Consider the following 26,677-nt stretch of genomic DNA (forward strand, 5'->3'; position numbering starts at 1 on the left):
GGGTGGAGCGCAGCGCAACCCGACATACCGGTCCGCCCTACCCCTCCAGGTCGAACCAGCCCCAGCGGCCCCAGGCGCCGTCGAGGAAGGCGGCGGCGCGCTTGGCGCCGGGCAGGCCGCAGCAGGTCAGCAGCGAGGGCGGGACGCGCCCTCCGCCGCGGCTCCACCACAGGCTGGCGAGCGGCGGCAACGGGCCAAGCTGCTCCACCACCACGGCGGCCAGCGCGGGGTCGGCGCCCTCCACGTCCGGGCGGCCGAGAATCGCCATGCGGGCGGGCAGCGCGTCCACGTCGGCCCCGGCGCGGCAAGCGTCGGCGGCCAGCGCCTCGGCCCGGGCGAACCAGTTGGCGCAGGCGGCCGGCACCACGGCCAGGTTCGTCCCGGCCGGCAGGGTCGTCACGATGGTGAAGGGGTAAAGGCGCCCGACCCGGTCGGCGCTGGGCATCAGGATGCCGGCCAGCGGCGCGTCGCCGCACAGCCCGGCGGACAGGCCGAAGCGCCAGACGGGGGCCGCCTGGAACATCCGCTCCCACGGCGCGCCCAGGTGGCGGCCGGCGCCGGCCAGCACCTCCGACAGCCAGCCGTCCCACAGCATCAGCAACCCGCGCGGCAGCCCGTACCCGACGAAGTCACCCCGCGCCGGGACCTTGCCGTGGAATCCGACCGCGAATCCAGCGCTCATGAGGGCGGAAGGCTCGGGTTGGGACGGGGGGCCGGGGCTTGGGGACCGGGGGCTTGGTCCAGCACCTCCTGCACGCGGGCGACCAGCGCCTCGTCGGGCGGGACCGGGGCGAAGCCGACGTCGACCAGGGCGGCAAGATGGTCGCCGAGCGCGCGCCGCCGCTCCTCATGCGCCGGGCCGGGCAGCGTGCGCTGCCAGTCGGCGGCCAGCCATTCGGCGAGGCCGGCGGTGTCCAGCGGCTCCTGCCCGCCGACCATGCGGTAGGCGCGCAGCGCCGGGCGCAGCAGGTCCGGGCGCGCCCAGTTGGTGCGCAACTGCTCCTCCAGCCGCAGCGCGATGCGCGACAGGAAGACGCTGCGCAGCGCGCGCCGGTATACCTCCTCCGCCGGGCGGCCGATCCGCTCGCCCTGGTAGAGCCCGCCGCCCATGGACAGCGGCGCCCAGCCGCCGCGCTCGGTCCAGCCGCCGGGCAAGGCGCGCAGCGCGTCGAGCGCCGGCAGCACCGCCTGGAAGTCGGTGTCCGCCACGCGGGCGAGCGACCGCGGCGGGCTGTCCAGCAGCCGGATGCTGTCCTCGGCTTGGGCGACCGCCGCCTCCGCGCGCGCCAGCAGCGCGTCGTTGGCACGGTAGCTGTTCAGCCCGAACAGGCCGACCGCCACGCCGGCCGCCCCCGCGGCCCCCAGCGCGACGAGGCCGTGCCGCCGCCGCGAACGCTCCAGCGCGCGGTCGACGCCGACCAGGTTCGCCTCCGGGAACACCACCTCGGGCAGCAACCGTTCGAGGAAGAAGGTCTGGGCCGGAGCCTCGGCCGACGCGCCGGCCTGGGTGGCGCTGGTCACATAGACGCCGCGCAGCAGCGGCGCCTCCTCCTCCGCCTCGGCGGTGAAGGCGGTGTCGACGAGGTCGGCCAGCGCCGCCTCGTAGTCGGCCATGCGCAGCGGGAAGGCGAAGACGTCGCTGCGCCGCTGGATGTCCGGCTCCTGGTGCAGCCGCTCCGGCAGCCACTCGTCGAGCCGGCGCAGCAGCGAGGCGAACTGCGCGTGGAAGACGCCCAGCGGCTCGATGCCGTGCTCCAGCGCCAGGTCGGCGTCCCTCTTCGCGTCGGCCGCGGCGCCGGACGCGGCGCTGAAGGTCATGCCCCAGACCTGGGCGCGCTCCGCCCGGTCGAGCGTGTCGAAGAAGGTGGCGAAGCCCTCCACAAGGTCGGCCTTGGTGCACAGCAGGTAGACCGGCACCCGCAGGCCGAGATGCGCGCGCAGCTCCGCCAGGCGCTGGCGGATGGTGATGGCGTGGTTGTGCCGCTCCTCCTCGCTCCACTCCGCGAGGTCGGACAGGCTGATGGTCAGCAGCACGCCGTTCAGCGGCTGGCGCGGCCGGTGCTCCTTCAGCAGGTCGAGCAGGCCGGACCACACCCGCCCGTCCACCGTGCGTCGGCTGTCCTGGGTGGTGTAGCGCCCGGCCGTGTCGATCAGCACCGCCTGGTCGGTGAACCACCAGTCGCAGTTGCGCGTGCCGCCCAGATTCTGCACCGGCATGCCGTCCAGCCCGCCGCCGAGCGCCGCACCCAGCCGGGCGTTGGCCAGCGCCGTCGTCTTGCCGGAGCCCGGCGCGCCGATCACCAGGTACCAGGGCTGCTGGTAGAGGTAGCGTCCGCCCCAGCGCGCGCCGAAGCGCTGCGTCGTCAGCCGGCTGAGCACGTCGTCCAGCCGCTCGCGGACCGTGCCCAGCTCCTCCAGCGAGGCCTTCAGCTCCGGATCGCGGGAGGCGGCGAGCGCCTCCACCAGCCGGGCGTTGGCCGCCCGCTCCCGCTGATCCTCGCGGCGGTTCAGCAGAGCCCAGACGGTCAGCGCGACGAGAGTCGGCAACAGGCGCGCCGGCGTCCCCGCCAGCCCCAACAGCGGCGCGGCCGCCCAGCCGAACAGGCCGACCGACAGCGCGACCGCCAGCGTCCCGGCCCAGCGCAGCCGCGGGGCGACGTGCGCCGCCGCCGGGCGCAATCGGCGGAGGGGCCGGCGAACCGGCCGTTCCGGGCGCGGGACCTTCGGCGATGCTTCGTTCCCGGTTCGGTCGGAAGGACGGCGAGGGCGCATGGGTTCCGCAGCCTATTCGGGGTAGAGGCGGACATCGACGCGCCGGTTGGCGCCCCGATTGGCCGAGGTGGCGTTGGTGGCGACGGGGTCGCGGTCGCCGCGCCCCTCCGACGACAGGCGGGCGACGCCCAGCGTGCGTTCCAGGATCTTGCGCACGGCCAGCGCCCGCGCTTCGGTCAGCGCCTGGAGCGTCGGGAAGGCGCCGCTGCCCGGCGGCGGCTCGTCGGTGTGGGCGACCACCACGACGCGCCCGGCCTCGGGGCCGAGCGCCTGCCCGACGCGATCCACCACGGCGCGGTAGCGCGCCTTGACCACGTCGCTGGCGGTGGCGAACATGCCCGCCCCTTCCACGCGGATCACCAGCGCCCCGTCGTCGCCGGACAGGACCGCCACGGCGCCGGAGCGGATTTCCAGCTGCAACAGGCTGGTGACCCGGACGGCCAGCGAGGGCACGGCGGTCGGCGGAGGCGGCGGGACACCGCGGACGATCTCGATCGGCCGGTCGGGCAGCAGACCGGACAGCCGCGCCGCCAGGGGCTCCGCCCGCCCGGCCAGCGACGCCCCCCACTCCACATAGAGCATGGCGAGCAGGGCCGCGACCGCCACCGCCGCCAGCCAGGGCGGCAGGACAAGCCCCAGCGGCCGGAACCGCTCCGCCACGCCGCGCCACTGCGGCGACAGGGTGCGGTCGCGCTCCCCGCGCAGGCGGCGCAGCACGCGGTACAACTCGTCGCGCAGGTGGGCGTGGTCGTGGGCGCCGCGCGGCTTGTCGCGGAACTTGCCCTCGAAGCCCAGCGACAGGCAGGCGTAGAACAGTTCCAGCTCCGGCCGGTGCAGGCGCGGATCGCTCAGCATCGTGTCGAGCAGGTCGTAAAACCGTTCCGGCCCGCCAGCCTCGCGGTCGACCAGCGCGACCAGCCCCTCCCGCGCCCAGCGGCAGCGGGCGCCCCAGGGGGTGGCGCGCACCACGTCGTCCAGCGTGGCGCAGAGCGCGAAGCGGGCGACGCGCACCTCCTCCGCCGACAGGCCGGCGGCAGCGGCCTCCGCCTCGAAGCGGGCGAGGTCGGCGAGGATTTGGTCGCGCAGGCCCTCGGAATCCTCCAGCCCCGCCTGCTCGCGCAGGCCGGCGGCGAGGTCGAGCAGAGGAGCCGCGGCGGCCAGAAGCGGGTTGGTGGCGCCCCGCAGCCGGGCCGGCAGGATCGGCGGTGCGTCGGCCCTGGCCCGGTCCCGGCGGCGCCCGTCGCCGCGCGACCCGCCCCAGGCTGCCGGACCGGCGGCCAGGAAGGCCGGCAGCGCGCGCGGCGGCGCCATCTCCGGACGCGTAACATCCGGACGCCCAATATCTGGACGCCCTACATCCGGACGTGGACCCGGCGTTGCGGAGGTTTCGCCATCCCGCACGGCCGCATCGCCGACGCGTTCGTCCGTCCCCATACCCGTGCCGCCGCCCTTAAGAATGATCCATCCCTAAAGGAGGTATAGCAGGCCCGCGCGCGGGAAGAAATCGTAGGGTTTTATGCGCATTGACAAGGATTGCCGGTGTGACCCGAAAACCGCCCGAATCGGCGCGCGTCCAAACGACGCGGCGGGCCGGGCGGGCGGGTTCACTCCGTGGGCGCTTCGGTGGTGTCCATAAGTCCCGTCAGCAGGCCGCCACCGCACAGGAACAACCCGAAGGCGCAGACCAGTTCCGCCACGCTGCGGTCGTTCACCGCCCAGATGAGCGACAGAACGGCGAAGAGCAAGGCCGCCAGGAGAAAGGCGACGTTCAGCGCGTCCAACAATTCTTGAAACTGTTGCAGCCACGCCGCCGCGGCGCGGGAGTCCTTGCGGGGATCGGTCGTCATGGCGGCACCGTCCTTTTCCGTTGATGGACGAAGGATGGACGGAGGATGTACGGCCGAGCATTGATGCGGATCAAGCGCGCGCGGCAAAGGCGTGTCCAATCCTTACGACCAGCGCCGTGGCGGCATCGGCAAGGATCAGGACTTCGGGCTAATCCATATTGCGCAGACTTGTATCGTAAAGTTGCTGCGCCAGGATGGCTGTCACAAGGGAATCAACCGTCATGCTCATGTAACGGGCACGCCGATCCAATCTCTTGTAAACATCGAGTGGCAGTTCGAGCGTGACGTTGACCCTGTTGGATTGGGAACCGGTGTGGAAATGATCCGACATGTTCCCCTCCTTCCCTACTGACTGGGCCCTACTGACCGGGTCACGCCACCATAGGACCGGCCCCACGGCCGGTCCAGGGCGCAGTCCGCGAGGTGCGGTGCGCCGTTGCGCCGCACAACTCCCTCAAATTGGGGTGACCCCGGCCGCCATCGACCCGTGCACCTCGGCCAGGATCTCGTAGGAGCGCAGACGCGCTCCGTGGTCGTAAATGGCCGAAGCGACCATCAGCTCGTCGGCGCCGGTGCGCTCCAGAAACGCCGCCAGCCCCTGGCGGACCGTGTCGGCCGACCCGACGAAGGAGCAGGACAGCATGTTGGACGCCTGCGCCTTCTCCATCGGCGACCAATAGCTCTCGATGTCGTCGATGGGCGGCGGCAGCAGACCACGCGTGCCGCGGACGAGGTTGGCGAAGCTCTGCTGGGGCGAGGTGAAGAGGCGCTTGGCCTCCGCGTCGGTGTCGGCCGCGACAACGTTCACCCCGACCATCGCGTAGGGCCGGTCGAGTTGTTCCGACGGCTGGAAGCCGGCCCGGTAGACCTCCAGCGCCTGCATCAGCGCGTCCGGCGCGAAATGCGAGGCGAAGGCGTAGGGCAGGCCAAAGGCGGCGGCGAGCTGCGCGCCGAACAGGCTGGATCCCAGGATCCACAACGGCACGTTGGTGCCGGCGCCGGGAACCGCGCGCACGCGCTGGTTGGGCTGAACCGGGCCCAGAAGGGCCTGCAGCTCCAGCACGTCGCGGGGGAAGTTCTCCGCCGCCTCCGGGTCGCGACGGAGCGCGCGCAGCGTCATCTGGTCGGTGCCGGGCGCGCGGCCCAGGCCCAGGTCGATGCGGCCGGGGAACAGCGTTTCCAGCGTTCCGAACTGCTCTGCGATCACCAGGGGGGAGTGGTTCGGCAGCATGATGCCGCCCGATCCGACACGGATGGTGCTGGTGCCCGCCGCCACATGGCCGATGACGACGGAGGTCGCGGCGCTGGCGATGCCGACCATGTTGTGGTGCTCGGCCAGCCAATACCGGTTGTACCCCCAGCGCTCCGCGTGGCGGGCGAGGTCGAGCGTGTTGCGCAGCGCGTCCGCCGGGGTGCTCCCCTGCGGGACGTGCGCCAGGTCCAGAACGGAGAAGGGGATAGCGTGGTCAGCGGCCATGGGGGATCATCCGATGCTGTCGATGTAGTCCTGCACCGTCCTGGCCAGGGCGGCGCCCTCCGGCTCGAAGCGCAGGGCCACGGAGTTGATGCAGAAGCGCACGCCGGTCGGCGGCGGGCCGTCGGGGAACACGTGGCCCTGGTGGCTGCCGCAGCGGGCGCACAGGGTTTCGACGCGCACCATGCCGTAGCTGTTGTCCTGCAACAGCTTCACATGGGCGTTGTCAAAGGGCGCGGTGAAGCTCGGCCAGCCGGTGCCGGACTCGAACTTGGTCCCGGCCTGGAACAGCGGCAGGCCGCAGAGCTGGCAGCAGTAGGTGCCGGGAGTCTTGTTGTGGAGCAGAGTCCCGCAATGCGGTGCCTCCGTCCCGTGGCTCAGCAGCACGCGGCGCTCCTCGCCGGACAGGCGGGCTTCCAGCGTGCGGCGCTGCTCGGCCGTGGGCGGCGTCAGGTCGAAGCCGGCCGGGGACGTCTGCGGGGAGGTGTGCGGGGTTTCGGGCGTGTTCGTCATGGGGCGGGCCCTCTCGGCATGGCGGCCCTTACATATTGGCGCCCCCGCCGCCGATGACACCCGGCGTCCATTCGCTATCTTCAATGCGCAAATCGAATGAAGGGAGAGACACCCCATGAGCAACCAAAAGGGCGGCAAACAGCAGGGCGAGTGGCTGGACCTGACGGCGTCCGACGGCCACCGTTTCCGCGGCTACGAGGCGCGGCCGGCCGGCGCCGAGAAGGGCCGGATCCTGGTGATCCAGGAGATTTTCGGCGTGAACAACCACATCCGCAACGTCTGCGAGGACTTTGCCGCCGAGGGCTACCGGGCGCTCGCCCCCGCCCTGTTCGACCGCGCGGAGCGCGACGTGGAACTGGCCTACGACGACGCCGGCATCCAGCGCGGCCGCGAGATCATGGGCAAGATCGCCATCGACGACACGCTGAAGGACGTCGCCGCGGCGCTGGAGTATCTGGGCGGCGACGACGTGGCGGCGATCGTCGGCTACTGCTGGGGCGGCACCATCGCCTGGGCGGCGGCGCAACGCCTGGTGGTGCGCGCTGCCATCGGCTATTACGGCGGCGGCATCGCCAACCGCCTGAACGAGGCCCCCCGCGCCCCCACCCTGCTGCATTTCGGCGAAAAGGACCACGCCATCCCCCTGACCGTCGCCGACAGCGTCCGCGAGCGCCACCCAAGCGTGATGGTCCACATCTACCCCGCCGGCCACGGCTTCAACTGCGACGAACGCGCCAGCTACGACGCCGACAGCGCCGCGCTGGCGAAGCAGCGGACGCTGGGCCTGCTGCGCGCGGCTTTCTGAGAACGCGCGGACGGGGACGATAGGACATGACGGTCGCCGCGCCGACGCGGATTGCGGTGACCGTCGCCTTGGTCTGCAAAACACCTGGGCCTGGACATGGAAAGGCCCCGGAAGCTGTTTGCTTCCAGGGCCTTAGAGTGGTGCCGCAACAGGGATTTGAACCCCGGACCTACTGATTACGAATCCTCGCTGGGCATGTATACCTAGCCCTAAAAATAAGGCATTACGAAGCAAAACCGCCGGCTTTTCCTTTACTTATGGTTGCATACCGTCTAATTTATTACCTAGTTAGGACGGCTTATGAGACTGTCCTCCCTAGCAGGATTCCTTATTTCGATGCGCCGCGAATCGACTACGCGGAGGGGACAATGCCAAAGGTAAAGCTAACCAAGACGTCCATTGCGAAGGCGGTACGAACCGAAGGCAAGCAGTTGCTCCTGTGGGATACCGATCTGAAGGGATTTGGTCTTCTGCTTTCCGGCAAGACTGACGCCAAGACGTTCGTAGTTCAACGCGACATTGGCGGGAAAACCCGGAGGGTGACAATTGGTCCAGCGAATGTCATGTCGCTCGAAGACGCCCGCAAACGCGCGGAGCAGATCCTGAAGCAGTTCTACGATGGTATCGATCCCAAGCAAGCTGCAAAGGCAAAAGCGGAGCTCAGTCGGACGCAGGGCCTAACACTCCGCCAAGCGCTGGACTCAATGCTGATGACGCGAAAGAACCTGAGCCCCAAAACCGTGTTGGATTATAGGGGGTCGGTTACCCTGCACCTCTCTGACTGGGCCGACAAGCCCATCGCGACTATCACCACGTCCATGGTGCTGGAGCGGCACCGCCGGATCCAAGTGGAAGTCGCAAAGCGCCGAGCCCAAAGAATGAAGGGTGAGAAGCCTATCGCGACGTTCGCGCAGAACTTACCCGGAGCCCCGACGGCCAACGGTGTGATGCGGGCGCTTAAGGCAATTTGGAACCACGCTCGACTTTTGCCCGGCATTTCACTGGGCGACAACCCGGTGCGTATCATCGGTGCCTCGAAAGCGTGGTTTGAGGAGAAACCACGCACAGACCGCGTGCGGTTCTCCCTTTTGCCTAAATTCTACAAATCTGTTATGGAATTACCAAACCAAATTCATCGGGACTACATCTTATTGCTGCTTTTTACCGGCTTGCGCAGAGAAAATGGATTGAGTTTGCGGTGGACGGATGTCGATTTTGAGGAGCGCATGATTCGTTTAGAGTCCGGCCGCACCAAGAACGGCGCAGCGCTGGACCTTCCTATGTCAGATTTCGTCTACGACCTACTTCAGGCGCGCAAGCAAGCAGGCAACGACGGCGGCTGGGTCTTCCCGGCAAACTCCAAGTCTGGGCATTTGGAAGAGCCCCGGTATGCATTGGAGACCGTCTGCGCCGCCTCCGGTATTCACGTTACAGTCCATGGCTTGCGGCGGACATTCGCGGCTGTCGCTGAGGAATCGGGGATCACCGTTTTGGCCCTGAAAGCACTGATTAACCACAGCCTCGGCAACGACGTGACCGCCCGCCATTATGTCCAACTAACCCCCGAACGGCTACGGAAGCCTATGGAGATCGTGGCCGCCAACATGAAGGCACATATCGGCGTGAATGCTTATGGAAAATCGATACCGGAGGATACTCAGAACAAAACAGCTCAGCGGAGGAGTGATGCCGCAACGCAGGCCCCAAGCACCGACGCTTCCGACCCAGGTTCTTCCAACACTGACGTCGTTGGAAATTAGCACGTTCCGTCACCGGCGGCGCAAGGGCATCGTTCGCTATTTTCGATGATCCTAAGCATACGGTTTGCGCGCAGGGCGCCGTTTTTGGGTTCAGCCGAAAAAGGACACAAATCATGTCCATAATCCCCGCTTCTTCACGTCATCATCTAGATCAACGGGTGGACACACTCCTTGAACAGGGGCAGCAGTCGGCACTCGACGAATTGCTGACGACCAAGGAGTTGGCCAGCTGGCTTGGGGTTTCAGCCCAATGGCTTGAGCTAGGCCGTAGCAAAGGTTACGGCCCACCGTTCCGTCGCATTTCTACACGCATGATCCGGTACCAGCGCGGCGACGTTCGTGTATGGCTGGCTGAGCGCAAGCACATTATGGTTGCCAAATACGTAGCGAAATTTACCGGAGAAACCATAGGTAATGAGTTCGCGCCCACAATCACTTTTTGAAATGGCACCCGATAAAACACGTAGCCCCCTTAACGTTGTGCGGATAGGGGCCTACGGCCAACATTTTTGGGCGTTTTTGACTGACCGCCACGCACACGAGGACTCGCAGGTTGCAAAAATGCTATTGTCGTCACCGGACCTGCACAAGTTCGAAAAGCTGATCTATGGACCAGGCGGAGCGCTGTTTGTGCGCGAAGCGGGCCAGAGTCCGCCGCGGCGTGCCCCCCGCGCTGACGCGGCCCATCAGCGACGCGGACTCGCACGGCGACGAAAAATGGGCCGTGAGAGGCCCCTTCGTGCCGGTGCGCCACGTGAGGCGACGCCACGCGGCGGTCTTCAGCATGGCCTGCGCGGTGACCGGCGTCGCGCTGGCGACGGCCCGCTGGCGCGGCCGACCGGTCGTGGCGACCGGCCAGGTCAGCGACACCGTGGTGGCGTACACCGCTTGCGTGCTCGTCACCCCCACCGCCCAGGACAAGCCGCGCTGGCTGAGGGCGTGACGGAACGGGGCGCCATGGCCGTCGCCGGCATCGGCAACGACACAGCCAAAACGCACTCCCAGGGCCAGGACCCGATCCGCTTTCTCAATCGCCAGCTCCGGCTTGGTCCGCGGTTTCTGCTGGTCCTCCGGCACCTGGGCGCGCCGACAGCGATCGGGTTTGTCCGTCCAGTCCTCAGGCAGGAACAAGCGCATCGCCAGTGGGACCGGCACCTCGCGGCGGGCCAGGGTCAGGGTGACCAGGACCTGGCAGTTGGCGGTCTTGCCTACGACGCCAGCATACTGCGCGACGACCCCGACGGAATGCTCGCCTTTTTTCAGCACGGCGGTGTTGTCAATGGCCAGGATCGCATCCGGGCCGCCGACCAGCTGATCCGCCGTTCGCGCCAGGATCGCTTCCAGCGGAGCGGTGTCCCAGGAGCGGCTAGCGATGAAGTTGTGCAGTTGGTCGTAGTCGCCGGGCGTCAACGCCGCGGCGATCGGTTAGGACGCGCGACAACGCGATATCGTCAAGGCGATGATCCGCAAGTTCATCGAACGCTACGCCAAACCAAAGACCCGCGACTGGCGGACCACAGAGCGCATTTCCGAGAAGCATGGCCCGCCGAAATGGGGTACCCGACCGATCGATTCCATCACGCGCAAGGACGTGGTGCAGCTGCTCGACATGATGGTCGAACAGGGTATCCCGTCCGCGGCCAACCACACGCTGGCCGCCGTGCGCAAAATGTTCAACTGGGCGGCTGAACGCGGTGAGGTGTAAACGAACCCCTGTTTCTATGTCAAGGCACCTTCGTGGGTGGCCGAGCGTGACCGCGTACTCACGGACGCCGAGATCAAGGCGGTATGGGAGGCGGCGGAGAAGATGGGTTATCCATTCGGCCCCATTGTTCAGCTTCTGCTCATAACCGGACAGTCTGCGCGAACCGTTGATCCCGCTGCCCAAACCCGGCGGTCGGCCGCGCACCACCGACATGCGGCGCATGCTGGACGGCCTGTTCTACGTCGTGCGCACCGGGGATAGGCGGCCGCTCGTTTGATAACCTCTCTCGCCTCAAACGTTGGATGAGAACCTACGGCGTACCCTACGATTCTTCAAGCACCCGGAGTATGGCGCGTGCTCCAAATACCCGGCTGTGGCGTTTTCCGGTGAGCTCTTCAATAATTCCAGCTTCAGTCAGCTGTTCAATTCTTGAATACGCAGTTTCAACGTTCACTTCCAAAAGCCTCGCGAGCAGCTTAGTCGTTACGACTGGATATGACGGCAATATATCAATCACGTTGTTTATCGAAGAGCTTTTTTTGAAGCCAAGCCGGTCCTTCCACAAAGCAGTCAGTCTCAAAAATTCGTGCGCAATTTCCTCTTCTCTTTTCCGGGCCGTAATCATAGATCCAGCCATGAATTTGACGAGCGGCATCGACGCGTGTTCCCGCTGGGCACGTTGCATGGTCATCATGTATTCAGTCTTGGCTGTCTCAATTGTGCCCGCCAAGAGAATTGGTTGAACTCCGTATACTGTTAATATTAGAGTAAGAAGAAGACGCCCGACGCGGCTGTTACCCATGGAGAAGACGTGCAGCGCATCAAAATAGGCGTGAGCAAGTGTGGCACGTGCCAGCGCTGCCCCACTCGCGGGTTCAACCTCCTGCTGCATGAACCTGACCAAATATCCAAGGCCATGCTCGACCTGAATGGGAGAAAGTCCTTCGCAGTAGATCGGACTATCGTCTGTCGGATTTTTGCCGAATAGGACAGCTTGATGAAGCTGATGAATCAGCTTCGCCGTCAGGCCCATACGGCCCTTCTGCTGAACGACGGGAATGAAATGTTCTAAAGCAGCGACGTATTGCCTAACCTTATGGACCGCTCTTGGGCGGCTTGGGGCTTCAACCTCTTTACCCTTTGCCTCAAGCACCAGTAGGTCCTTCAGCGTGCAGCGGATCCCGTCCATACGTGATGACGAGAGGGCCTCCAGCCGGATGAGCATACGCGAACCGGCAAATAGCTCATGAGGCGGGATGAATGTTGCGTCAGCCCCGGAGAAGCAGGGCTTAATCGACCTATTGAGTTCATCAATTTTGGCGAAGGGAAATTCTTTCAGAAGACCATCGGGGGCCGCTGCATTGGGTGCGCTGGTTTCATTTAACAGTTTGGATCGCCCCCTCCACCGGCTTGCATATACCCGTATTTCCGGTCCATTAAAAAAAGTACCGTTTTTTTTATGAACCCCAGCACGTGCAAGCTCCCTAGAAATTTCCTCCCATTCGAGTCCCAAGGCTCGTGCCGAAGTGATATCCTCCTGAAAAATCCTGAGAACGTCAGAATTCGCCACTCCTTTAGGCCAAGAATAATTTCTTGCTTCATGAGCGGCAGCCCCAAGCGCTTTTCTGAACGTTTCGGCTATGCGTTGGATGTTCATCGCTTCCCTGTTTGATGAAATAACGCCCGCGATCACGACGCCCCACTTACATGTAGGCATGCCGATCTCAGTGCGCTCGCATTTTGGAGACGAGAGTCGATAGCGTCCTCAAAGCATCCAAAACCAAGCCCGTTTCAGAAGTTACCCAGGGCAGCACGGCTACATAGTTTGCGCACTCTCCGCGCACAAAAAAAGAGCGGTGGCCGCAGCCACCGCTCCCTTTTTCTGTCGCGAACGACCTTGGCTTAGAACGCCAGGACCGAGCGGACGAGGACGACGTGACCCGTGTCGTCCGGCGTACCGGAAACCGCGGTGGTCGGCTTGTCGCTCTTGGAGTCGAAGTAGTCGTACTGAGCCTGCAGGGTCAGGCCCGGGGCGACGGTGTAGCCGACGCCGACTTCGTAGACGTTCAGGTGACGGCTGCCCGCCAGGGCGACCGAGCCGGCGTCGGCGCCGAACTTGTAGTTGAAGCCGACGACGAGCGGGCCGGTGGTGTACTGAACGCCAGCGGTATAGTTGCGGGTGTCTTCGGTGAAGTTGCCCGCGATCTTGTTCTGGCCCGACTTGCCGTAGTCGGTGTAGCTGCCGCCGACGGAGAAGCCGGCGTAGCCGACCTGCGCGCCAACCTGCCAGGCGTTCAGGTCCTCGTAACGGTCGCCAGCGACGCCACGGCCCAGGGCATCACCCCAGAAGTAGCCGGCGCTGCCCTTGACGGTGAAACCGGCGAAGGTGTTGCTGTAGTTCGCGCCGACTTCGATCATGTCCTGGAAGTTGGACGTGAAGCCCCCGGTCGCCGCGGTGGCGATCTTCAGGCGATCGACGTCCTGGTTGAACGAGTCGTTGCGCGGGGTGTAGCTGGCGCCGAGCTGCAGGCCGGCGAAGCGCGGCGAGAAGTAGACGATCTTCGTCGCGTTGTTCTCGAGGGCCAGCGACGGCCACACGATCGAGTTGCCGGTCACGCCCGGAGCAACGCCGCCGTTGACGTCGGCGCCCTGGTACGGGCCCGTCAGGCCACCGATCTGCGCACCGGCGGTGCCCGGCGCGCCACCGATCCAGTTGACGACGCGGTCAACGAGGGCCAGCGGCAGGTAGTCGGTCGGCGTCGAGATGTAGGTCTCGTCGTTGAAGGAGTTGGTCACACCGAGGCGGACCTGACCGAACGCGCCCTGCGCGAAGATGTAAGCGCGGTCAGCGGTCATGCCCGTGTTGGCGCCGGCGGCGCGGATACGGACGCGGCCACCGTACTCGAGGCCGTTGTCAGCCTTGGCGGTCGGGATGATGTTGACGCGGAAGCGGTTCTGGAACTCCGTGGAGCGCAGGCCCGAATCCTTGTCCTGGCTCACGTAGCCAGCCTCGAAGTAGGCGTCGCCGCCGACCTTGACCTCGAACTTGGCCTGGGCGTTGGCCGCGCCGGCACCCATCGCCAGAGCAACGGCGGCGCAGCCCGCCAGCAGATACCGATTCATGATTGTTGCCTCCATCCTGGCAGCTTTAGTGGCCGATTTGGCCTGTGACGGGCCAATAGCTACATGCATGAATGAGGATCGGCAATTGGGTTGGTGCCCCTGGGCAACAAAACAGTGGGGGGTGTGGCACTGGAAGCACATTCCATTGTGGGGACCCTAGCTTCCATGCGGCGCGCCCCGTTCCGTCTTCGCGCCATGGTGTCCTTTTCGCGCGGTCCCGGTCTAGGCCGTGTCGGCAAAGTTCAGAGCCATTGAAGGATCGCTGCGATGGTGATCATGGCAAGATAGTTGACGGCGCGCTTCTCATATCGTGTGGCGATTCGGCGGAACTGTTTCAATCGATTGATCAGACGCTCGACGCGATTGCGTTCCCGATAGGCGTCGCGGTCGAACTCCGGGTCAGGCCGCTCGTTGCTCCTGGTCGGGATCACCGGCGGAACGCCGCGTCGCCGCAGAGCGGAGCGGATGACGCCGCTGCTGTAACGCTTCTCCGCGGTGCGCAAGGTGGCGGTGGTTACGCGCCCGCTGCGTGGCGAGCCGCCATGAAGGAACGCGAACGCGAGCCCGGAGGGCCAGCGCAAGCTATGAGCGCGATGAGGAGATCGCCCGTCTGACGGCCAAGGTCGGCGCGATCACCATGACCAACGAGCTGCTGGAGGAGAAGATCGCCGCACCGGAGGGCAAGCGCCCTTTGGCCCGGCGGAGGTCGAGACGATGAGCCGGACCACCTCGCCCTCCACCGGCCGCCCCTACGGTCTGCCCCGGGTTGCCCGCACGTGGCGGGTCTCCCGCGCCACGGTCTACCGCCACCGGACGGACGCCCCAACACCGGGGCCCCGCCGCCCGGGTCCACTTGGACCGTGCTCGGATGCCGAGTTGGTCGAACACATCCGCCAGCAGATCCTCGCCGCGCGCTTTCACGGCGAGGGCTATCGCAAGATCTGGGCGTGGCTCCGCTTCGCTGGAATCCGCACCTCGCCCCGCCACGTGCGGCGGCTGATGGGGGCGCACGACGGCACCGTCATCACCGAGACGGTGAACGTGATGTGGGGAGCCGACATAACAGAGACGATCACGGTGTGCGAGGGCGTGGCGCGTCTTCATCGCCGTCGATTACGCCAACTCCGAGGCGGTGGGCGTCCACGCTTCGAAGAGCGGCAACCGCTTCGACGTCTTGGAGCCAGTCCGCCAGGGCATGCTGCGCCATTGCGGCGCCATCGGTCCGGGTGCGGCGGCCGGGCTGAAGCTGCGCCACGATCACGGGGCCAATGACATGTCCGGCGACTTCCAGGCCGAGATCCGTTGTCTGGGCATCACCAGCTCGCCCTCCTTCGTGCGCGAGCCGGAGGGCAACTCGTACAAATGCTGTTGATCACGGGACAGCGCCGGGAAGAGGTAGCGAGGATGCGATGGGGCGATATCATAGACAGCGTTTGGACCTTGCCGCGCGAGGATACAAAAGCTGACCGCGCACATGAGGTGCCGTTGTGGAGGCTCGCGCTTGAAATCCTGAACCAAATGCCGCGCTTCAGTGGCCCATACGTGTTCACGACCACGGATGGAGTTAAGGCGGTAAGCGGCTATAGCAAGGCAAAGGCCCGGCTGGACATGCAGTCTGGTGTGACCGGGTGGCGGCTGCACGACCTTAGGCGCACTTGCGGCACGGGACTTGCCCGCCTTGGGGTGCCCATGGCCATCATACCGCGGGTCTTAAACCACGCTGAGGGGGGGGTACCAAAATTTACGCCCGACACAGTTATATAACGGAGAAGAAGCAAGCCATTGAACAGTGGGGCAGGAAGTTCTGTCAAATCACTGAGAGTGAAAAGCATGAATGAAGAACGATGGACAGAGGCTTTGCTTGAAGAAATCAAAGAGAAGATCCGAGACACCAATGTCAGAAGCAAACTCCACTTCGGTAGTGAATTCAATTCACTCATCCATAATATGCAATTCGTGTACGATACGGAGCCTCTGCCAAGCTGCTACAATGAAATAAAAAAGGCCGAGAAGCTGGTCGCTCTTGCGATAGATATCCTTAAAGGGAATGACGTCTATATCTCGGTAAGCAGATATGGATTTGACACGCTCGACGAGGACACGGGAGAATACGTTTCTGGAATGTCGAAGCTGGCTGATGTACAAACCTGCCTAAAAGCAGCGATCGACGACCTCGGTCCAGGACGACCTAAAAACAGAAAGCTCCACGACCTTGTGTCTATGTCCGCCGCGTTCTGGGAAGAACACGTTGGAGAGCCGTTTACAGTGCACTTTGAAAAGATCGGTGGCGCTCTCGAGCCAATCTCGAGCGCGGCAATCTTTACTATAACGATAATTGAGCGCATTGATAGGCCATTTGATAGCCGTTCAAGAAGGGAAATACCCAGAAAAAGCATTCGAAATGCAATGGAAGCCTACATTGAGAAAAAATTCCGCAAAGCACCTCAGTAGGTTGCAAATTGCCATTTAAAAGCAATTCTCTAAGCCAACTTCCTCCTAGGCTTCCCAAGGATTTGGCTAACCGAAACGGGCTTCAATAAGCGTCCTAATACCGCCAAGCCTTGGCGCTGACTCGGCGTCAGGATTTCCCACAGAAAGCGGTCCGTGATTCGACTCCGCATTGCCAAGACGCTGTATTAAGCCAGCCTGTCGCGCATCGCGCGCCAGCTGAAGCTGTCGAAGAAGACCTGGCCCCGCCTTCCACAAGCCAACGCCAAAGCACAGGCCACCTGCCAAAAAAGGGCTGCGCGGCACGCTGAACGCGTCGGCCGCAGGGCATCCTGAGTACTGCCTCCAGCGGTGGTCTACGATAAAGCCCGCGTCGGCTAGAAAGGGCGAACGGCGCGCTGCTGGTGGGTGCGCGGCGAGTCTCCGACTGGGCTGTGCGACGAGCGCTTTACCTCGGTTTACCTCGACGCCGCCGTTTGTTCAGCCCCGGGGCCGACTTCGCGGGTGATGCCAACTATGCCCCTGCTCCTGGACGGCTTCGCCAGAAGCCTGGAGCCGAACGTACAGGCCGTGCTGGTGCTCGACCAGGCCGGTCGGCAGGGATCAGGGGCGCTGAGCGTGCCCGACAAAGTCACTCTGGTATCACGGTAACCCTACCGCCCCGAACTGAACCCGGTGAAGCAGGTCGGGTTGTATTTACACGAGCGCTTTCTATCCCACTAGCAGGATGCGGAAAAACGGGCCGATGCAGCGCCTTCGCCTCTGCTGAGGCTTGAAGATGGCGTTTTGAACGCCCGTTTTGGTCGGGATGGAGCGTTTTTCCTCGCTCCGAGGCTCCCGGAGCCGCCGTTCAGGCGGACTCCGGGCACGATTACGCTGCAGCCAGCAGCTTGGGCAGGCGGATCAGGTTGTAGGCGGCAGCGGTCAGGGTGAACATCCAGCCGACGCGAGCCGTGCCTCGGTGACGGGTCTTGCGCAGCCCGGCCGCTTTGATCCAACCGAACACCTCTTCGATCCGCTTGCGGATCCGAAGGCTGACGGCGTAGCCGGGGTGACGGGTGGTCCGGCCGTCGATCGCCGAGCGGCGGTTGCTGGTGTTCTGCGCGACATGCGGGGCGGCGCCCAACTCGCGCAGGTTCGCCACGAAATCCTTGGTGTCATAGGCCTTGTCGGCGGCCACCGTGATGCGGTGGCGCCCGGGAATGGCCTCGACCATGGAGACCGCCGCCTCGCGTTCGGCCAAGCCGGTGGCCGCGGTGAGCCGGACATCGACCACCAGGGCGTGGCGGTTCTCCATCAGCGCGTGGCCCATGAAGGCCAGTTTCGCCGGCTGCCCGTGGCCCTTGCGGTACAGCCGCGCCTCGGGATCGCTGGTCGAGGCGTGCGTTTCGTTGGACCGCTTCTCGCCATGGAAGTCGCGTTCACCGTTGCGCCCCGGGCCCGGCGGCTCGCCGCTGCCGTCCTTGGGCCGGAAGCTCTTCACCGAGGCCCACGCTTCGATCAACGTGCCGTCCACCGAGAAGTGCTCGTCCGACAACAACGCCTTGACCTTCGGCTGGCCCAGCACGGTGGCCAGGAACTTGGCCGCCACATCGCCGGCCAGCAGACGCTCACGGTTCTTGGTGAAGACCGTCACGTCCCACACCGGGGCATCCATCGACAGGCCGACGAACCAGCGGAACAGCAGATTGTAGTCCAACTGCTCCATCAACTGGCGTTCCGAACGCACCGAGTAGAAGGCCTGGAGCAGCAGCGCACGCAGCAGCTTCTCCGGCGGGATCGAAGGCCGTCCGATCTTCGAGTACAGACCCTCGAAGGCTGGCGACATCACCTCCAGCGCTTCATCCACGATGGCCCGGATCGCTCGCAGCGGGTGGGTGGCCGGAACCCGCGCCTCGCAACTTACGTAGCTGAACAGACCCTCGCTGCGTTCGTCCGAACCCCGCATCGTCCCCTCGCCGGCCGCTTTCTCCACGACCGGAGGGAATCACGACCGCCCGGCCGGGCAAAGCCTTTTTCCGCGTCCTGCTAGTTCCTCGACGACCACGACGAGGACGTTGCCCAAGCCTGCGGCGACGTCGGGAGTGCCTTTAACGCCGCACCCGAGCGGTTGCAATGCCAGACCAGCTACCCGTGGCTGCTATCTGTAAGCTGCTTAGGCGCGGCGGTATTTGACCCGCGGAGAGGACACGAACAACCTCTCCCATGCTGCCCGTCCGTGCAAGGAAAACCGATCCCGCAAAAGGGTGCGAAAAACCCCGGAATTAACGGTTTGGACATTCCTTTTTAGACGCTTCGTAACCGGGTAGAGTATCTCTAGGTCTAACGGCATTAACGATTGGCGAAATGGAAATACTATCAGAGTTTTCCCACGAAGACCGTTTCCTCCTCATCCACGAGGTCACGTCTATAACGCGCCTCAGCAAGCCACGTATTTACCACCTCATCTCTGAAAGGCGCTTTCCAGAACAAGTTCGCCTTTCTGATAACCGCGTCGCGTGGATGGAGTCTGAAGTTCTTGGTTGGTTAACCGCTCGGCTTCAAGAACGCCGCTGCAACCAAGAAAAGAGCCCGGGCCAGATACCCACAACTCCATCCGCATCATGATCGTCTCCCGCCCCGACGGCTAGGACGAAAGACGACCCGGCCGTGCATCGCGACCGAGGGAGTCGCCAACCCATCACCCTTCTTCCGCGGGTGATGGGGGCTTTAATGTAGGCGAAGGTACACCAACGAAATGTTGAATCTTAACGGCTGCGATGATCAAAACGGGCAGTTGCCGCGTGAGGCAACCGCGTTCACCCACAGGCCAGCAAACTCTACTGGAAATCCTCGCAATGGGGAAGGTGGGGAAGAGCAACAAAATAGCCAAACTGTCAGCTTCTTGAGTGCATATATCCTGCCACACGTGCATCTCGGGCACCATTGGATGCGGGAAAACGGCCGTTTCTGCTTCCGAAAACAAGAGGTTAACCACAGTTTTCTGGACAGCCATGGAAAAAACACCATCGCGACGAGCCTTATCGCTCCGGGCTGCGACACGCTTACTGCGGCAGTCATTGATTTCGATGATCACCCTAAACATGGTCACCCGGTGGTAGGCTGGGAGCGGGTGTGTGAGACGGTTAAGCGCGTTCTTCACCACCTTTATAAGCGCGGACACTACCCAATCCCGTTTCGATCAAGTGGAGGACGAGGAGTCCACCTTTGGGAACGTTTTCAAACGCCGCAGGATGCTGAGGCCGTTCGGCACTTTATGGCGGATGCACTGTCAACTTGTGGCTTTGAAGAGCTGACAGGCGCATTCCGTTTTAAATATGCAGACGGAGCGGTCCTCATTGCAGAGTTGTTTCCGAAGAGCGGATCTGTCGATCCGGACAGGTTTGGAGATGGTATATCTCTTCCTCTCTCCCGTAATTCAATATTGCTCGACCGAAACCTTGAACCTCTGGCTGAGGAGCGCTGGAATAGAGCAGTTTTTCCGTACTGCTCCAATGTACAGCCTCCTGCGGAGCACCCGGACGATCGCGATATCAATAGGAGCAGTATCTTTTCAGGGAGCAACCTGAGAGACGTTGAAAACGCTCTTCGGTTTTACAGAAATGACGACCTCGATTATGATGCTTGGGTGAGGGTTGCGTTTTCCCTAAAGAACGAGTTTGGAGATGATGCATGGCCCCTGTTTGAAAAATGGTCCAGCGCGTCATCCAAAAACGACCCGCGCTCCACGGAACAGACCTGGAAGGGGATACGTCTGCGGCCAGAGGGTAGCCGCAGACGCATGCTGGGGTCCATCTTTCGCGAGGCCATAACGCGGGGCTACCAACCGCCCGCAAGACGCAGATCGGAACAGATGTCGGCGTACATGCCAGACCCACGGCTTCCAAGCATCGAAATCGTCGACGGCGCGCTTGCCGAGGTGATCGATAAGGCCGAAGAGGCCCTAATACAAGCCGACACGGGCCTATACCAACGCGGCAGCATGATTGTTCGTGTGGCTGAGGCGAAGATCGCCATGGACAATGGCTCCGAGGTTGTTGGCACACGCTTGGTCGCAGTGAAGCCGTATTACATCATGGAGATGATGATGAAGGCGGCCACATGGACGCGGCGGAATGCCCAAACGGGGATAGCGCGAGTGGTCGATTGCCCGGTAAAGATGGCCGAGGTGTATATGGCTCGAGAGGGATCGTGGCGACTGCCTGTGTTGACGGGTGTTGTAAACGCCCCGACTCTGCGCGCAGACGGCTCAGTCCTGGACAAGCCAGGATACGATCCGGTAACCGGGCTATTGTTCGATCCCCAAGGAGTAGCGTTCCTGCCATTTCCGCCATCGCCGACAATGGATCACGCCCGAGCGGGGTTGGAGGTGTTGAAAGAGCTGATCAGAACATTCCCATTTTTGAGCAATGCGGACCGTGCTGTTGCTCTCTCGGCCATTCTAACGGCGGTTATCCGGCGGTCCATCCGCACCGCCCCCATGCACGCGTTCACAGCGCCAACTGCCGGTTCTGGCAAATCGCTTTTGGCGGACATCGTTGCGACCATAGCCACTGGTCGACGGGCCGCGGTTATCTCCCAAGGCAAGACGGAAGAAGAAATGGAAAAGCGGCTCGGCGCTGCACTGATTGCCGGCGATGCCATTATCACCATTGACAACGCCGAGACTGCAATCGGTGGCGAGCTGCTGTGCCAGTCCCTCACCCAACCCACTCTCAAAATCCGTGTACTTGGCAAGTCACTCAACGTGGAGGTTCCCGCAGACGCCCTTATAATGGCGACCGGCAACAATCTCGTGCTTGCTGGCGATATGACACGCAGGTCTCTGCTATGCAGCCTGGATCCTGGCGTGGAGCGCCCAGAGTTGAGGGTATTCGAGAACGACCCGCTCGAGGCGATTCAGGCCGATCGCCCGCGGTATCTAAGCGCAGCTCTGACGATCCTGCTGGCCTATCATATTGCCGGCCGGCCGCAGCAACTTCCACCTCTCGGCTCATTTGCGACATGGTCGCGATGGGTCCGTGACGCCTTGCTCTGGCTGGGTGAGCCTGACCCTTGCATAACCATGGAGAAAGTGCGCGCTTCGGACCCGAAGCTTGAGGCGTTGGCCAACGTAGTCCAACAATGGGCCGCCGTTGTCGGTGATCGCCGTGTTCCGGTAAAGGAGGTCATCGAAGTGGCAACCAAGTTGGACCATCACAGCGGTCTGAATGGCCGAACCGAATTCAAACATTCAAATTTTCGCGAAGCTTTGCTTGTCGTCGCGGGTGACGGAGCCATGGTGAACAGCAGGCGGCTTGGGAAGTGGCTGGCCTCTAACAGGGACCGGATCGTTGGCGGTATGAAGCTGGTCGGCGACAATGGGTCCGGTGGAGTTCAGCACTGGCAACTCGTACAGTGCCCCCCCGCTTAATTGGTTGCCGGTTCGAAGGGTTTAGAGGGTTTCTCACGATACGCTTCAGATCGCAATAGGCGGGAACCCGAGGTGGTACGTTCGCAGAGCTCCCTCCGCGAAACCCTCTAAAGCCTTTACCCCCCTTCAAAGCCCGAAGTGTCCGTTCATTGCATCTCGGCGAGTTCACCCTTTTGCTCGGCTCTCTCCGGCCAATCCGGCGGCTAGCGCATTGACGCAGACAGAGGATTCATAAGGGGCCCTTGGACGTGCGTCTAGGAAGGGAGAACCGACCTCCGGCGTCTCCGCACAGCACTCGTCCGCAGGCCGCGCTGATATCCCGCTTTACTACAAATTCAGATGAGCCGTTCCCAAGCCCTGCAAGCATCAGGTGTAGGACGGCTCCCTTCCGTTAAGGAGGGAGGGGGGTTGGAATCCTGGACGAGGACAGGCTCTCCGCCGCTCGGTGTCCATATTTTTCCGCAACGCGAATTCAGGATAGAATATAGCATTTTAACATATTTTTATCGACCTTCGTTGCGGCGTGCAGGCTTCATAAAGGCTTCATAACGCGTGGCGGGCGATACCTCACACCATAAGCTGGATGGCGATGTCCATGACCAAGGTATGGGCCTTTTCGGAATCCCGCGGCCCATTGGTCATCGCCACGATCGGCTGGCGCGAGAACGCCTGTAGAAAACTTCAACCTGGCGGTCGCGAAATCCTTGTCAGCACGCTATGTCCCAAGACGGGACAATCGACCGAGGCTGTGTTTGGGGACGGCATGCTGTGGATCGCCCGGACGGGCGCGCCGTGGTGGATCTTGCCGGAGCGGTACGGCGCGCTCAGCACGGTGGCGAGCCGGTTCTGCTACTGGCACCGCGCCGGGATTTGGCAGCGCATTCTGGAGGCCTTGCTGGACCGTGCTGGCCGCCGAGGCCAAGTGGATGTAGCCTGCGTCGTGGACAGCACCGCTGGCGCCCGCATGGCCAGCCGCGAAAACGGGGGCATATTTCCGGTGAATGTAGAAATCGTGCCCGCCGAGACTTGGGTCGCCGTCGCTCTGAACGAGGGATGCGCCGCGCAAACTCAGCGAATCGGGTGATGGCGCGATTGCCGTGATTACCATGTCGCGGTTCTTGCCCACGGGCGAGATGGGCGGAACGGCGCGCGCAACCGCATCTAAGCTTTCCACGCGATGGCCCGCACCGCTGTCGGCAAACCCTCAGGCGCGCGGAGTTCGTTGGTGCCCCGCTCCAGCCACTAGACTGCTCGGACGGCGCCACGCCGAAATACGCCAAGAGCTTCGCCCAGCGGCCGCAGCGCCTGGCTCAGGGTCGATTCCTCGACCTTCCCATTCAGTCGATCACGGCGCCTCTCGGCATCCGCGACCGTGTCGATCCGCACCTGTAGAATGATCGGTTGGGCCGGGTGTGCGAAACGCTGATGCGCCAACCATCCACCGATGTGCGGCCGTCAACGCGCACCGCCTCTATCGCCCCGGTCCGCCCCAGCACCAGGGGGCGCATGGTGATTCGTAGCTGATAAATTGTCTGAAGTTACCCCTACCGTTACCCCGGGGTGAAGAAGGGATTAGCGACTTTTCGCTAATTTCTTGAAAAGATTGGTGCGCCCGGCGGGATTCGAACCCACGGCCCCAGGATTGGGAATCCATCAGCTGATTATACCACCGCACCTAAACGGTATCAAATGGGGTCACGGAAAGCTGGTCGGCAAGCGGAGCCTTCCCGGCGCCGCGGTGAAAGTGTTCCAGACTTCATAGCAAGCTTGGACGACGGCGTCGCAGTCGTTTATAAGCCGCGGAGAGGAAACATTCGTATGGGTAAAACCAAACGCGCTCGAGAGGAGTCAATTCGGAACTACAGGTCGGCAGCGGCACTAGCGTGAAATCGTCGAGGGAGACCAGGACGCGTAATCCATGCCAGCCGGCTTGGTCGAGTACTAGCACATGGCCTGGACGTCCGCGACGAGCCTCTCCACAGAGCCATGCTGCTTCGGATCAGGGCCGGCGAAGATGATGGCCTTGAGCACCGCCTGCTCGCCTGCGCTCCGCCATACCTGGCTGCAGGGTCGAGGACAGTCGAAGAGCCTAGCTACCCCTTCGATGTTGTAGCGCACCACCGCATCGCGCAGCATCTGGCGGTCTATGCCGGCCAGCAGCGCCACCACCCGCTCCTTGCTCTCCCGCCGCGCCATGGCGCGCAGCTCACTGGCGCTCAGGTCTTTCCAGATCGGCGACGCCGCTGGCATGCATTTCTCCCCGTGTGGACAGGGGAATCGAATCACGCACAGGAGGCTCGAGAATTCCTTCGTGAATCAACGCTTTCGCTCGTCGGTATCGGATGTCATGCGTGGGACGGCCATTCCGGTAAAAGCCTCAATTTTCCTTATTTCCATCGAAGGTCGAATAAGGCCTGGACATGGAAAGGCCCCGGAAGCTGTTTGCTTCCAGGGCCTTAGAGTGGTGCCGCAACAGGGATTTGAACCCCGGACCTACTGATTACGAATCAGTTGCTCTACCCCTGAGCTACTGCGGCGGCGACGTCGTTTCCGTCGTCGTGGGCGCGGAACATAACCGCATGGGTCGGGGGATGCAAGAGGACTTTTTTCGGATGTGTGCGATTATCCGTGGCGGTCGATGACGTCCAGGAAGGCCTCGGCGTAGCGATCCAGTTTGCGGGCGCCGACTCCGGGCAGACGGGCGAAGGACTGGCGGTCGCGGGGGCGGGAGGCGACCATTTCCAGCAGCGTGCTGTCGTGGAAGATGACGTAGGGCGGAACGCCCTGGGCACGGGCCAGTTCGGTGCGGCAGTCCTTCAGCGCGTGCCACAGGGCGTCGTCGGCGGGCGACAGCGTCCCCCGCGCGCCGGCGCGCGACACGCCCTCCCCCGACAGGCCGCTGGAGGACGCACCGCTCCCGCCGCGGGAGACGTGGCGGCGCAGCGCGTCGTGGACGCCGCGGCGCTTTTCCACGACCGGGTCCTTGCGCAGCTTGACCGTGGTCTGGCCCTTGATGACCGGGATGCCGGCATCGGTCAGGCGGAAGCCGCCGTAGCCCTCCAGGTCCACCGTCAGGTAGCCGGCGGCGACGAGCTGGCGGTAAACCGACTGCCACTCGGCCTTTGAAAGCTCCTTGCCGCAGCCGAAGGTCTTCAGCGCGTCGTGGGCCTGCTGCGCCACCTTTTCCGTGGAGTTGCCCAGCAGCACGTCGATCAGGTGCCCGGCGCCGTAGCGCTGGCCGGTGCGGTAGACGGCCGACAGGGCCTTCTGCGCGGCGATGGTGCCATCCCAGGTCTCCACCGGCTCCAGGCAGGTGTCGCAATTGCCGCAGGGCTCGGCCAGCGTCTCGCCGAAATAGTTCAGCAGCACCTGGCGGCGGCAGGAGGACGTCTCGCAGAAGCCGAGCAGAGCTTCCAGCTTCGACCGCTCCACGCGGCGGTGGGAATCGCCGGCCTCCGACTGCTCCAGCATCTGGCGCAAGCTGACCACGTCGGCCATGCCGTAGCTCATCCAGGCGTTGGCCGGCAGGCCGTCACGGCCACCGCGGCCGGTTTCCTGGTAGTAGGCTTCCAGGCTCTTCGGTGGGTCGAGATGGCAGACGAAGCGGACGTTCGGCTTGTCGATGCCCATGCCGAAGGCGACCGTCGCCACCATGACGATGCCTTCGCCCTTGATGAACAGGTCCTGGTTCGCCTCGCGCACCTCCGGCGGCAGACCGGCGTGGTAGGGCAAGGCCTCGCGGCCCTGCTGGTTCAGCCAGGAGGCGATCTCCTCCACCTTCGCCCGCGACATGCAATAGATGATGCCGGCGTCCTCCGGGTGGTTGTCCCGCAGGAAGGCCAGCATCTGCTGCCGCTCGCTCTTCTTCGGGACGACGCGGTAGGTGATGTTCGGCCGGTCGAAGCTGGACAGGAAGACGCGGGCCTCGGTCAGGCCCAGCTTGTCCTTGATCTCCGCACGGGTCTGCGCGTCCGCCGTGGCGGTCAGCGCGATGCGCGGCACCATCGGGTGCCGCTCGTGCAGGATGGAGAGCTGCAGGTATTCAGGCCGGAAGTCGTGGCCCCACTGGCTGACGCAGTGCGCCTCGTCCAGCGCGAACAGGGCCAGCTTGGTGCGGTCCAGCAGGTCGAGGAAGCGCGGCGTCACCAGCCGTTCCGGCGCCACGTAGACGAGGTCAAGCTCGCCCCGGACCATGGCGCGCTCCACCTCCCGCGCCTCGGCCGGGTCGAGGGAGGAGTTGAGGTAGGCCGCGCGCACGCCGAGTTCGCGCAGCGCCGTCACCTGGTCGCGCATCAGTGCGATCAGCGGGGAGACGACCACGGTGATGCCGTCGCGCACCAGCGCCGGCACCTGATAGCACAGCGACTTGCCGCCGCCCGTCGGCATGAGGACGAGCGCGTCGCCGCCACGGATCACGTGGGCGATGATGTCGGCCTGCTGCCCGCGGAAGGCGGAATAGCCGAAGACCGACCGCAGCACCTCAAGCGCCGGGTCAGAGTCCGGATTCCGGGCCGGGTCCGTGGGGCGGGCCTGGAAGGAAAAGAGCGAGTCCACGCCGATGCGATTCTGGAACAGGACGATTCAAAATCTGGTGGCCGGGGTGCGACCCCGAACTCAAGGCCTATGATGTGGCACAGATTGCCCGATTCGGGAAGACGCAATCCGGAATTGGTGGGGGGACAAGCGTGGCGCATCGCCGGATCCGCCCCCGATCCGCCGCCGATCCAATGGTCCGGACGGACGGAAAAGGTCACCGCCACGGCCGGTCCGCGGCGTGGGGCGGCGGGCGAATCCGCTGGGCTTGGCAGCGCCGCTGC

At 63.8% G+C, this 26,677-nt stretch carries 23 protein-coding genes, 1 tRNA gene and 2 pseudogenes; 11 read left to right on the top strand and 15 right to left on the bottom strand.

The features are described from left to right. Positions 1–37: 37 nt before the first annotated feature. The 7 genes from tagF to msrB all read right to left on the bottom strand — a co-directional run bounded on the left by tagF (position 38) and on the right by msrB (position 6,606). Positions 38–682, bottom strand: a complete 645-nt coding sequence (tagF, locus tag M2351_RS13840; RefSeq protein WP_264656623.1) for a type VI secretion system-associated protein TagF — start codon at positions 680–682, stop codon at positions 38–40. Further along, positions 679–2,679: a type VI secretion system membrane subunit TssM gene (gene tssM / locus M2351_RS13845; RefSeq protein ID WP_264656624.1), complete on the bottom strand. Its 2,001-nt coding sequence runs from the start codon at positions 2,677–2,679 to the stop codon at positions 679–681. The genes tagF and tssM overlap by 4 nt, the downstream gene beginning before the upstream one ends. A 105-nt stretch (positions 2,680–2,784) precedes the next feature. After that, entirely contained in the window at positions 2,785–4,083 is a 1,299-nt protein-coding gene (gene icmH / locus M2351_RS13850; protein ID WP_264656625.1) for a type IVB secretion system protein IcmH/DotU, read from the bottom strand. Positions 4,084–4,376: 293 nt separating this feature from the next. Then, positions 4,377–4,619, bottom strand: a complete 243-nt coding sequence (locus M2351_RS13855) for a hypothetical protein (RefSeq protein ID WP_264656626.1) — start codon at positions 4,617–4,619, stop codon at positions 4,377–4,379. 148 nt (positions 4,620–4,767) lie between these two features. Next, positions 4,768–4,950, bottom strand: coding sequence for a hypothetical protein (locus M2351_RS13860; protein ID WP_264656627.1), 183 nt, complete (start codon positions 4,948–4,950; stop codon positions 4,768–4,770). Positions 4,951–5,073: 123 nt separating this feature from the next. Further along, complete coding sequence (locus tag M2351_RS13865; RefSeq protein ID WP_264656628.1) at positions 5,074–6,096, bottom strand: LLM class flavin-dependent oxidoreductase; 1,023 nt, start codon at positions 6,094–6,096, stop codon at positions 5,074–5,076. Between the two features lie 6 nt (positions 6,097–6,102). Then, complete coding sequence (gene msrB / locus M2351_RS13870; protein WP_264656629.1) at positions 6,103–6,606, bottom strand: peptide-methionine (R)-S-oxide reductase MsrB; 504 nt, start codon at positions 6,604–6,606, stop codon at positions 6,103–6,105. A 115-nt stretch (positions 6,607–6,721) separates the two neighbouring features. Here msrB and M2351_RS13875 point away from each other — a divergent pair, with 115 nt between their 5' ends. From M2351_RS13875 to M2351_RS13885, 3 genes are all read left to right on the top strand, one after another. Continuing rightward, entirely contained in the window at positions 6,722–7,411 is a 690-nt protein-coding gene (locus tag M2351_RS13875; RefSeq protein ID WP_264656630.1) for a dienelactone hydrolase family protein, read from the top strand. A gap of 368 nt (positions 7,412–7,779) precedes the next feature. Beyond that, positions 7,780–9,171: a tyrosine-type recombinase/integrase gene (locus M2351_RS13880; RefSeq protein ID WP_264656631.1), complete on the top strand. Its 1,392-nt coding sequence runs from the start codon at positions 7,780–7,782 to the stop codon at positions 9,169–9,171. Positions 9,172–9,284: 113 nt separating this feature from the next. Further along, positions 9,285–9,614: a helix-turn-helix transcriptional regulator gene (locus M2351_RS13885; protein WP_264656632.1), complete on the top strand. Its 330-nt coding sequence runs from the start codon at positions 9,285–9,287 to the stop codon at positions 9,612–9,614. 221 nt (positions 9,615–9,835) lie between these two features. Here the strand turns inward: M2351_RS13885 and M2351_RS13890 are convergent. After that, positions 9,836–10,596 (bottom strand): annotated as a pseudogene (locus M2351_RS13890) (IS701 family transposase); the annotation flags it as partial. Positions 10,597–10,630: 34 nt separating this feature from the next. Between M2351_RS13890 and M2351_RS13895 the strand changes: the two are divergent. Continuing rightward, complete coding sequence (locus M2351_RS13895; protein WP_264656634.1) at positions 10,631–10,876, top strand: phage integrase central domain-containing protein; 246 nt, start codon at positions 10,631–10,633, stop codon at positions 10,874–10,876. Between the two features lie 154 nt (positions 10,877–11,030). Beyond that, positions 11,031–11,132, top strand: a pseudogene (locus M2351_RS13900) (transposase); the annotation flags it as partial. Positions 11,133–11,198: 66 nt separating this feature from the next. Here M2351_RS13900 and M2351_RS13905 read toward each other — a convergent pair. The 3 genes from M2351_RS13905 to M2351_RS13915 form a co-directional block, all read right to left on the bottom strand. Then, positions 11,199–12,569 carry a Fic family protein gene (locus M2351_RS13905; protein WP_264656635.1) on the bottom strand — a complete coding sequence of 457 codons (1,371 nt, stop codon included), beginning with the start codon at positions 12,567–12,569 and terminating at the stop codon, positions 11,199–11,201. A gap of 209 nt (positions 12,570–12,778) precedes the next feature. Next, positions 12,779–13,999 (bottom strand): porin, encoded by a 1,221-nt coding sequence (locus M2351_RS13910; protein ID WP_264656636.1) that lies wholly within the window; start codon positions 13,997–13,999, stop codon positions 12,779–12,781. A gap of 242 nt (positions 14,000–14,241) precedes the next feature. Next, positions 14,242–14,580, bottom strand: coding sequence for a transposase (locus M2351_RS13915; protein ID WP_406567384.1), 339 nt, complete (start codon positions 14,578–14,580; stop codon positions 14,242–14,244). A gap of 551 nt (positions 14,581–15,131) precedes the next feature. Between M2351_RS13915 and M2351_RS13920 the strand changes: the two genes are divergently transcribed. From M2351_RS13920 to M2351_RS13925, 3 genes are all read left to right on the top strand, one after another. Next, positions 15,132–15,371, top strand: coding sequence for a hypothetical protein (locus M2351_RS13920; protein WP_264656637.1), 240 nt, complete (start codon positions 15,132–15,134; stop codon positions 15,369–15,371). Positions 15,372–15,403: 32 nt separating this feature from the next. Beyond that, positions 15,404–15,763: a tyrosine-type recombinase/integrase gene (locus M2351_RS45075; protein ID WP_406567395.1), complete on the top strand. Its 360-nt coding sequence runs from the start codon at positions 15,404–15,406 to the stop codon at positions 15,761–15,763. Between the two features lie 66 nt (positions 15,764–15,829). Beyond that, positions 15,830–16,450, top strand: coding sequence for a hypothetical protein (locus M2351_RS13925; protein ID WP_264656638.1), 621 nt, complete (start codon positions 15,830–15,832; stop codon positions 16,448–16,450). A gap of 868 nt (positions 16,451–17,318) precedes the next feature. Here the strand turns inward: M2351_RS13925 and M2351_RS13930 are convergent. Continuing rightward, complete coding sequence (locus M2351_RS13930) at positions 17,319–18,395, bottom strand: IS5 family transposase (RefSeq protein ID WP_264656639.1); 1,077 nt, start codon at positions 18,393–18,395, stop codon at positions 17,319–17,321. 398 nt (positions 18,396–18,793) lie between these two features. On the opposite strand from M2351_RS13930, the gene M2351_RS45080 reads away from it, so the two are divergent. From M2351_RS45080 to M2351_RS13940, 3 genes are all read left to right on the top strand, one after another. Next, on the top strand, positions 18,794–19,054 hold the full coding sequence (locus tag M2351_RS45080) for a helix-turn-helix transcriptional regulator (RefSeq protein ID WP_406567385.1): 261 nt from the start codon (positions 18,794–18,796) through the stop codon (positions 19,052–19,054). A 130-nt stretch (positions 19,055–19,184) separates the two neighbouring features. Further along, on the top strand, positions 19,185–21,860 hold the full coding sequence (locus M2351_RS13935) for a PriCT-2 domain-containing protein (protein WP_264656640.1): 2,676 nt from the start codon (positions 19,185–19,187) through the stop codon (positions 21,858–21,860). A gap of 595 nt (positions 21,861–22,455) precedes the next feature. Then, positions 22,456–22,944, top strand: coding sequence for a transposase (locus M2351_RS13940; protein ID WP_264656641.1), 489 nt, complete (start codon positions 22,456–22,458; stop codon positions 22,942–22,944). Positions 22,945–23,801: 857 nt separating this feature from the next. Here the strand turns inward: M2351_RS13940 and M2351_RS13945 are convergent. The 3 genes from M2351_RS13945 to recQ form a co-directional block, all read right to left on the bottom strand. Beyond that, positions 23,802–24,110: a COG3415 family protein gene (locus M2351_RS13945; protein ID WP_264656642.1), complete on the bottom strand. Its 309-nt coding sequence runs from the start codon at positions 24,108–24,110 to the stop codon at positions 23,802–23,804. Positions 24,111–24,322: 212 nt separating this feature from the next. Then, positions 24,323–24,397 (bottom strand) — tRNA-Thr (locus M2351_RS13950). Between the two features lie 85 nt (positions 24,398–24,482). Next, positions 24,483–26,414, bottom strand: a complete 1,932-nt coding sequence (gene recQ, locus M2351_RS13955; protein ID WP_264656643.1) for a DNA helicase RecQ — start codon at positions 26,412–26,414, stop codon at positions 24,483–24,485. Positions 26,415–26,677: the final 263 nt, after the last annotated feature.

Origin of the sequence: Azospirillum canadense (genome assembly GCF_025961225.1) — a bacterium.
Lineage (GTDB): Bacteria > Pseudomonadota > Alphaproteobacteria > Azospirillales > Azospirillaceae > Azospirillum > Azospirillum canadense.

What these genes read in the sequence shown, in the direction of transcription:
- tagF (WP_264656623.1), bottom strand. Translation starts at nt 682, where the DNA reads ATGAGCGCTGGATTCGCGGTCGGATTCCACGGCAAGGTCCCGGCGCGG.
- icmH (WP_264656625.1), bottom strand. Translation starts at nt 4,083, where the DNA reads ATGGCGCCGCCGCGCGCGCTGCCGGCCTTCCTGGCCGCCGGTCCGGCA.
- M2351_RS13855 (WP_264656626.1), bottom strand. Translation starts at nt 4,619, where the DNA reads ATGACGACCGATCCCCGCAAGGACTCCCGCGCCGCGGCGGCGTGGCTG.
- M2351_RS13860 (WP_264656627.1), bottom strand. Translation starts at nt 4,950, where the DNA reads ATGTCGGATCATTTCCACACCGGTTCCCAATCCAACAGGGTCAACGTC.
- M2351_RS13865 (WP_264656628.1), bottom strand. Translation starts at nt 6,096, where the DNA reads ATGGCCGCTGACCACGCTATCCCCTTCTCCGTTCTGGACCTGGCGCAC.
- msrB (WP_264656629.1), bottom strand. Translation starts at nt 6,606, where the DNA reads ATGACGAACACGCCCGAAACCCCGCACACCTCCCCGCAGACGTCCCCG.
- M2351_RS13875 (WP_264656630.1), top strand. Translation starts at nt 6,722, where the DNA reads ATGAGCAACCAAAAGGGCGGCAAACAGCAGGGCGAGTGGCTGGACCTG.
- M2351_RS13880 (WP_264656631.1), top strand. Translation starts at nt 7,780, where the DNA reads ATGCCAAAGGTAAAGCTAACCAAGACGTCCATTGCGAAGGCGGTACGA.
- M2351_RS13885 (WP_264656632.1), top strand. Translation starts at nt 9,285, where the DNA reads ATGTCCATAATCCCCGCTTCTTCACGTCATCATCTAGATCAACGGGTG.
- M2351_RS13895 (WP_264656634.1), top strand. Translation starts at nt 10,631, where the DNA reads ATGATCCGCAAGTTCATCGAACGCTACGCCAAACCAAAGACCCGCGAC.
- M2351_RS13910 (WP_264656636.1), bottom strand. Translation starts at nt 13,999, where the DNA reads ATGAATCGGTATCTGCTGGCGGGCTGCGCCGCCGTTGCTCTGGCGATG.
- M2351_RS45075 (WP_406567395.1), top strand. Translation starts at nt 15,404, where the DNA reads ATGCGATGGGGCGATATCATAGACAGCGTTTGGACCTTGCCGCGCGAG.
- M2351_RS13925 (WP_264656638.1), top strand. Translation starts at nt 15,830, where the DNA reads ATGAATGAAGAACGATGGACAGAGGCTTTGCTTGAAGAAATCAAAGAG.
- M2351_RS13930 (WP_264656639.1), bottom strand. Translation starts at nt 18,395, where the DNA reads ATGCGGGGTTCGGACGAACGCAGCGAGGGTCTGTTCAGCTACGTAAGT.
- M2351_RS45080 (WP_406567385.1), top strand. Translation starts at nt 18,794, where the DNA reads ATGGAAATACTATCAGAGTTTTCCCACGAAGACCGTTTCCTCCTCATC.
- M2351_RS13935 (WP_264656640.1), top strand. Translation starts at nt 19,185, where the DNA reads ATGTTGAATCTTAACGGCTGCGATGATCAAAACGGGCAGTTGCCGCGT.
- M2351_RS13940 (WP_264656641.1), top strand. Translation starts at nt 22,456, where the DNA reads ATGACCAAGGTATGGGCCTTTTCGGAATCCCGCGGCCCATTGGTCATC.
- M2351_RS13945 (WP_264656642.1), bottom strand. Translation starts at nt 24,110, where the DNA reads ATGCCAGCGGCGTCGCCGATCTGGAAAGACCTGAGCGCCAGTGAGCTG.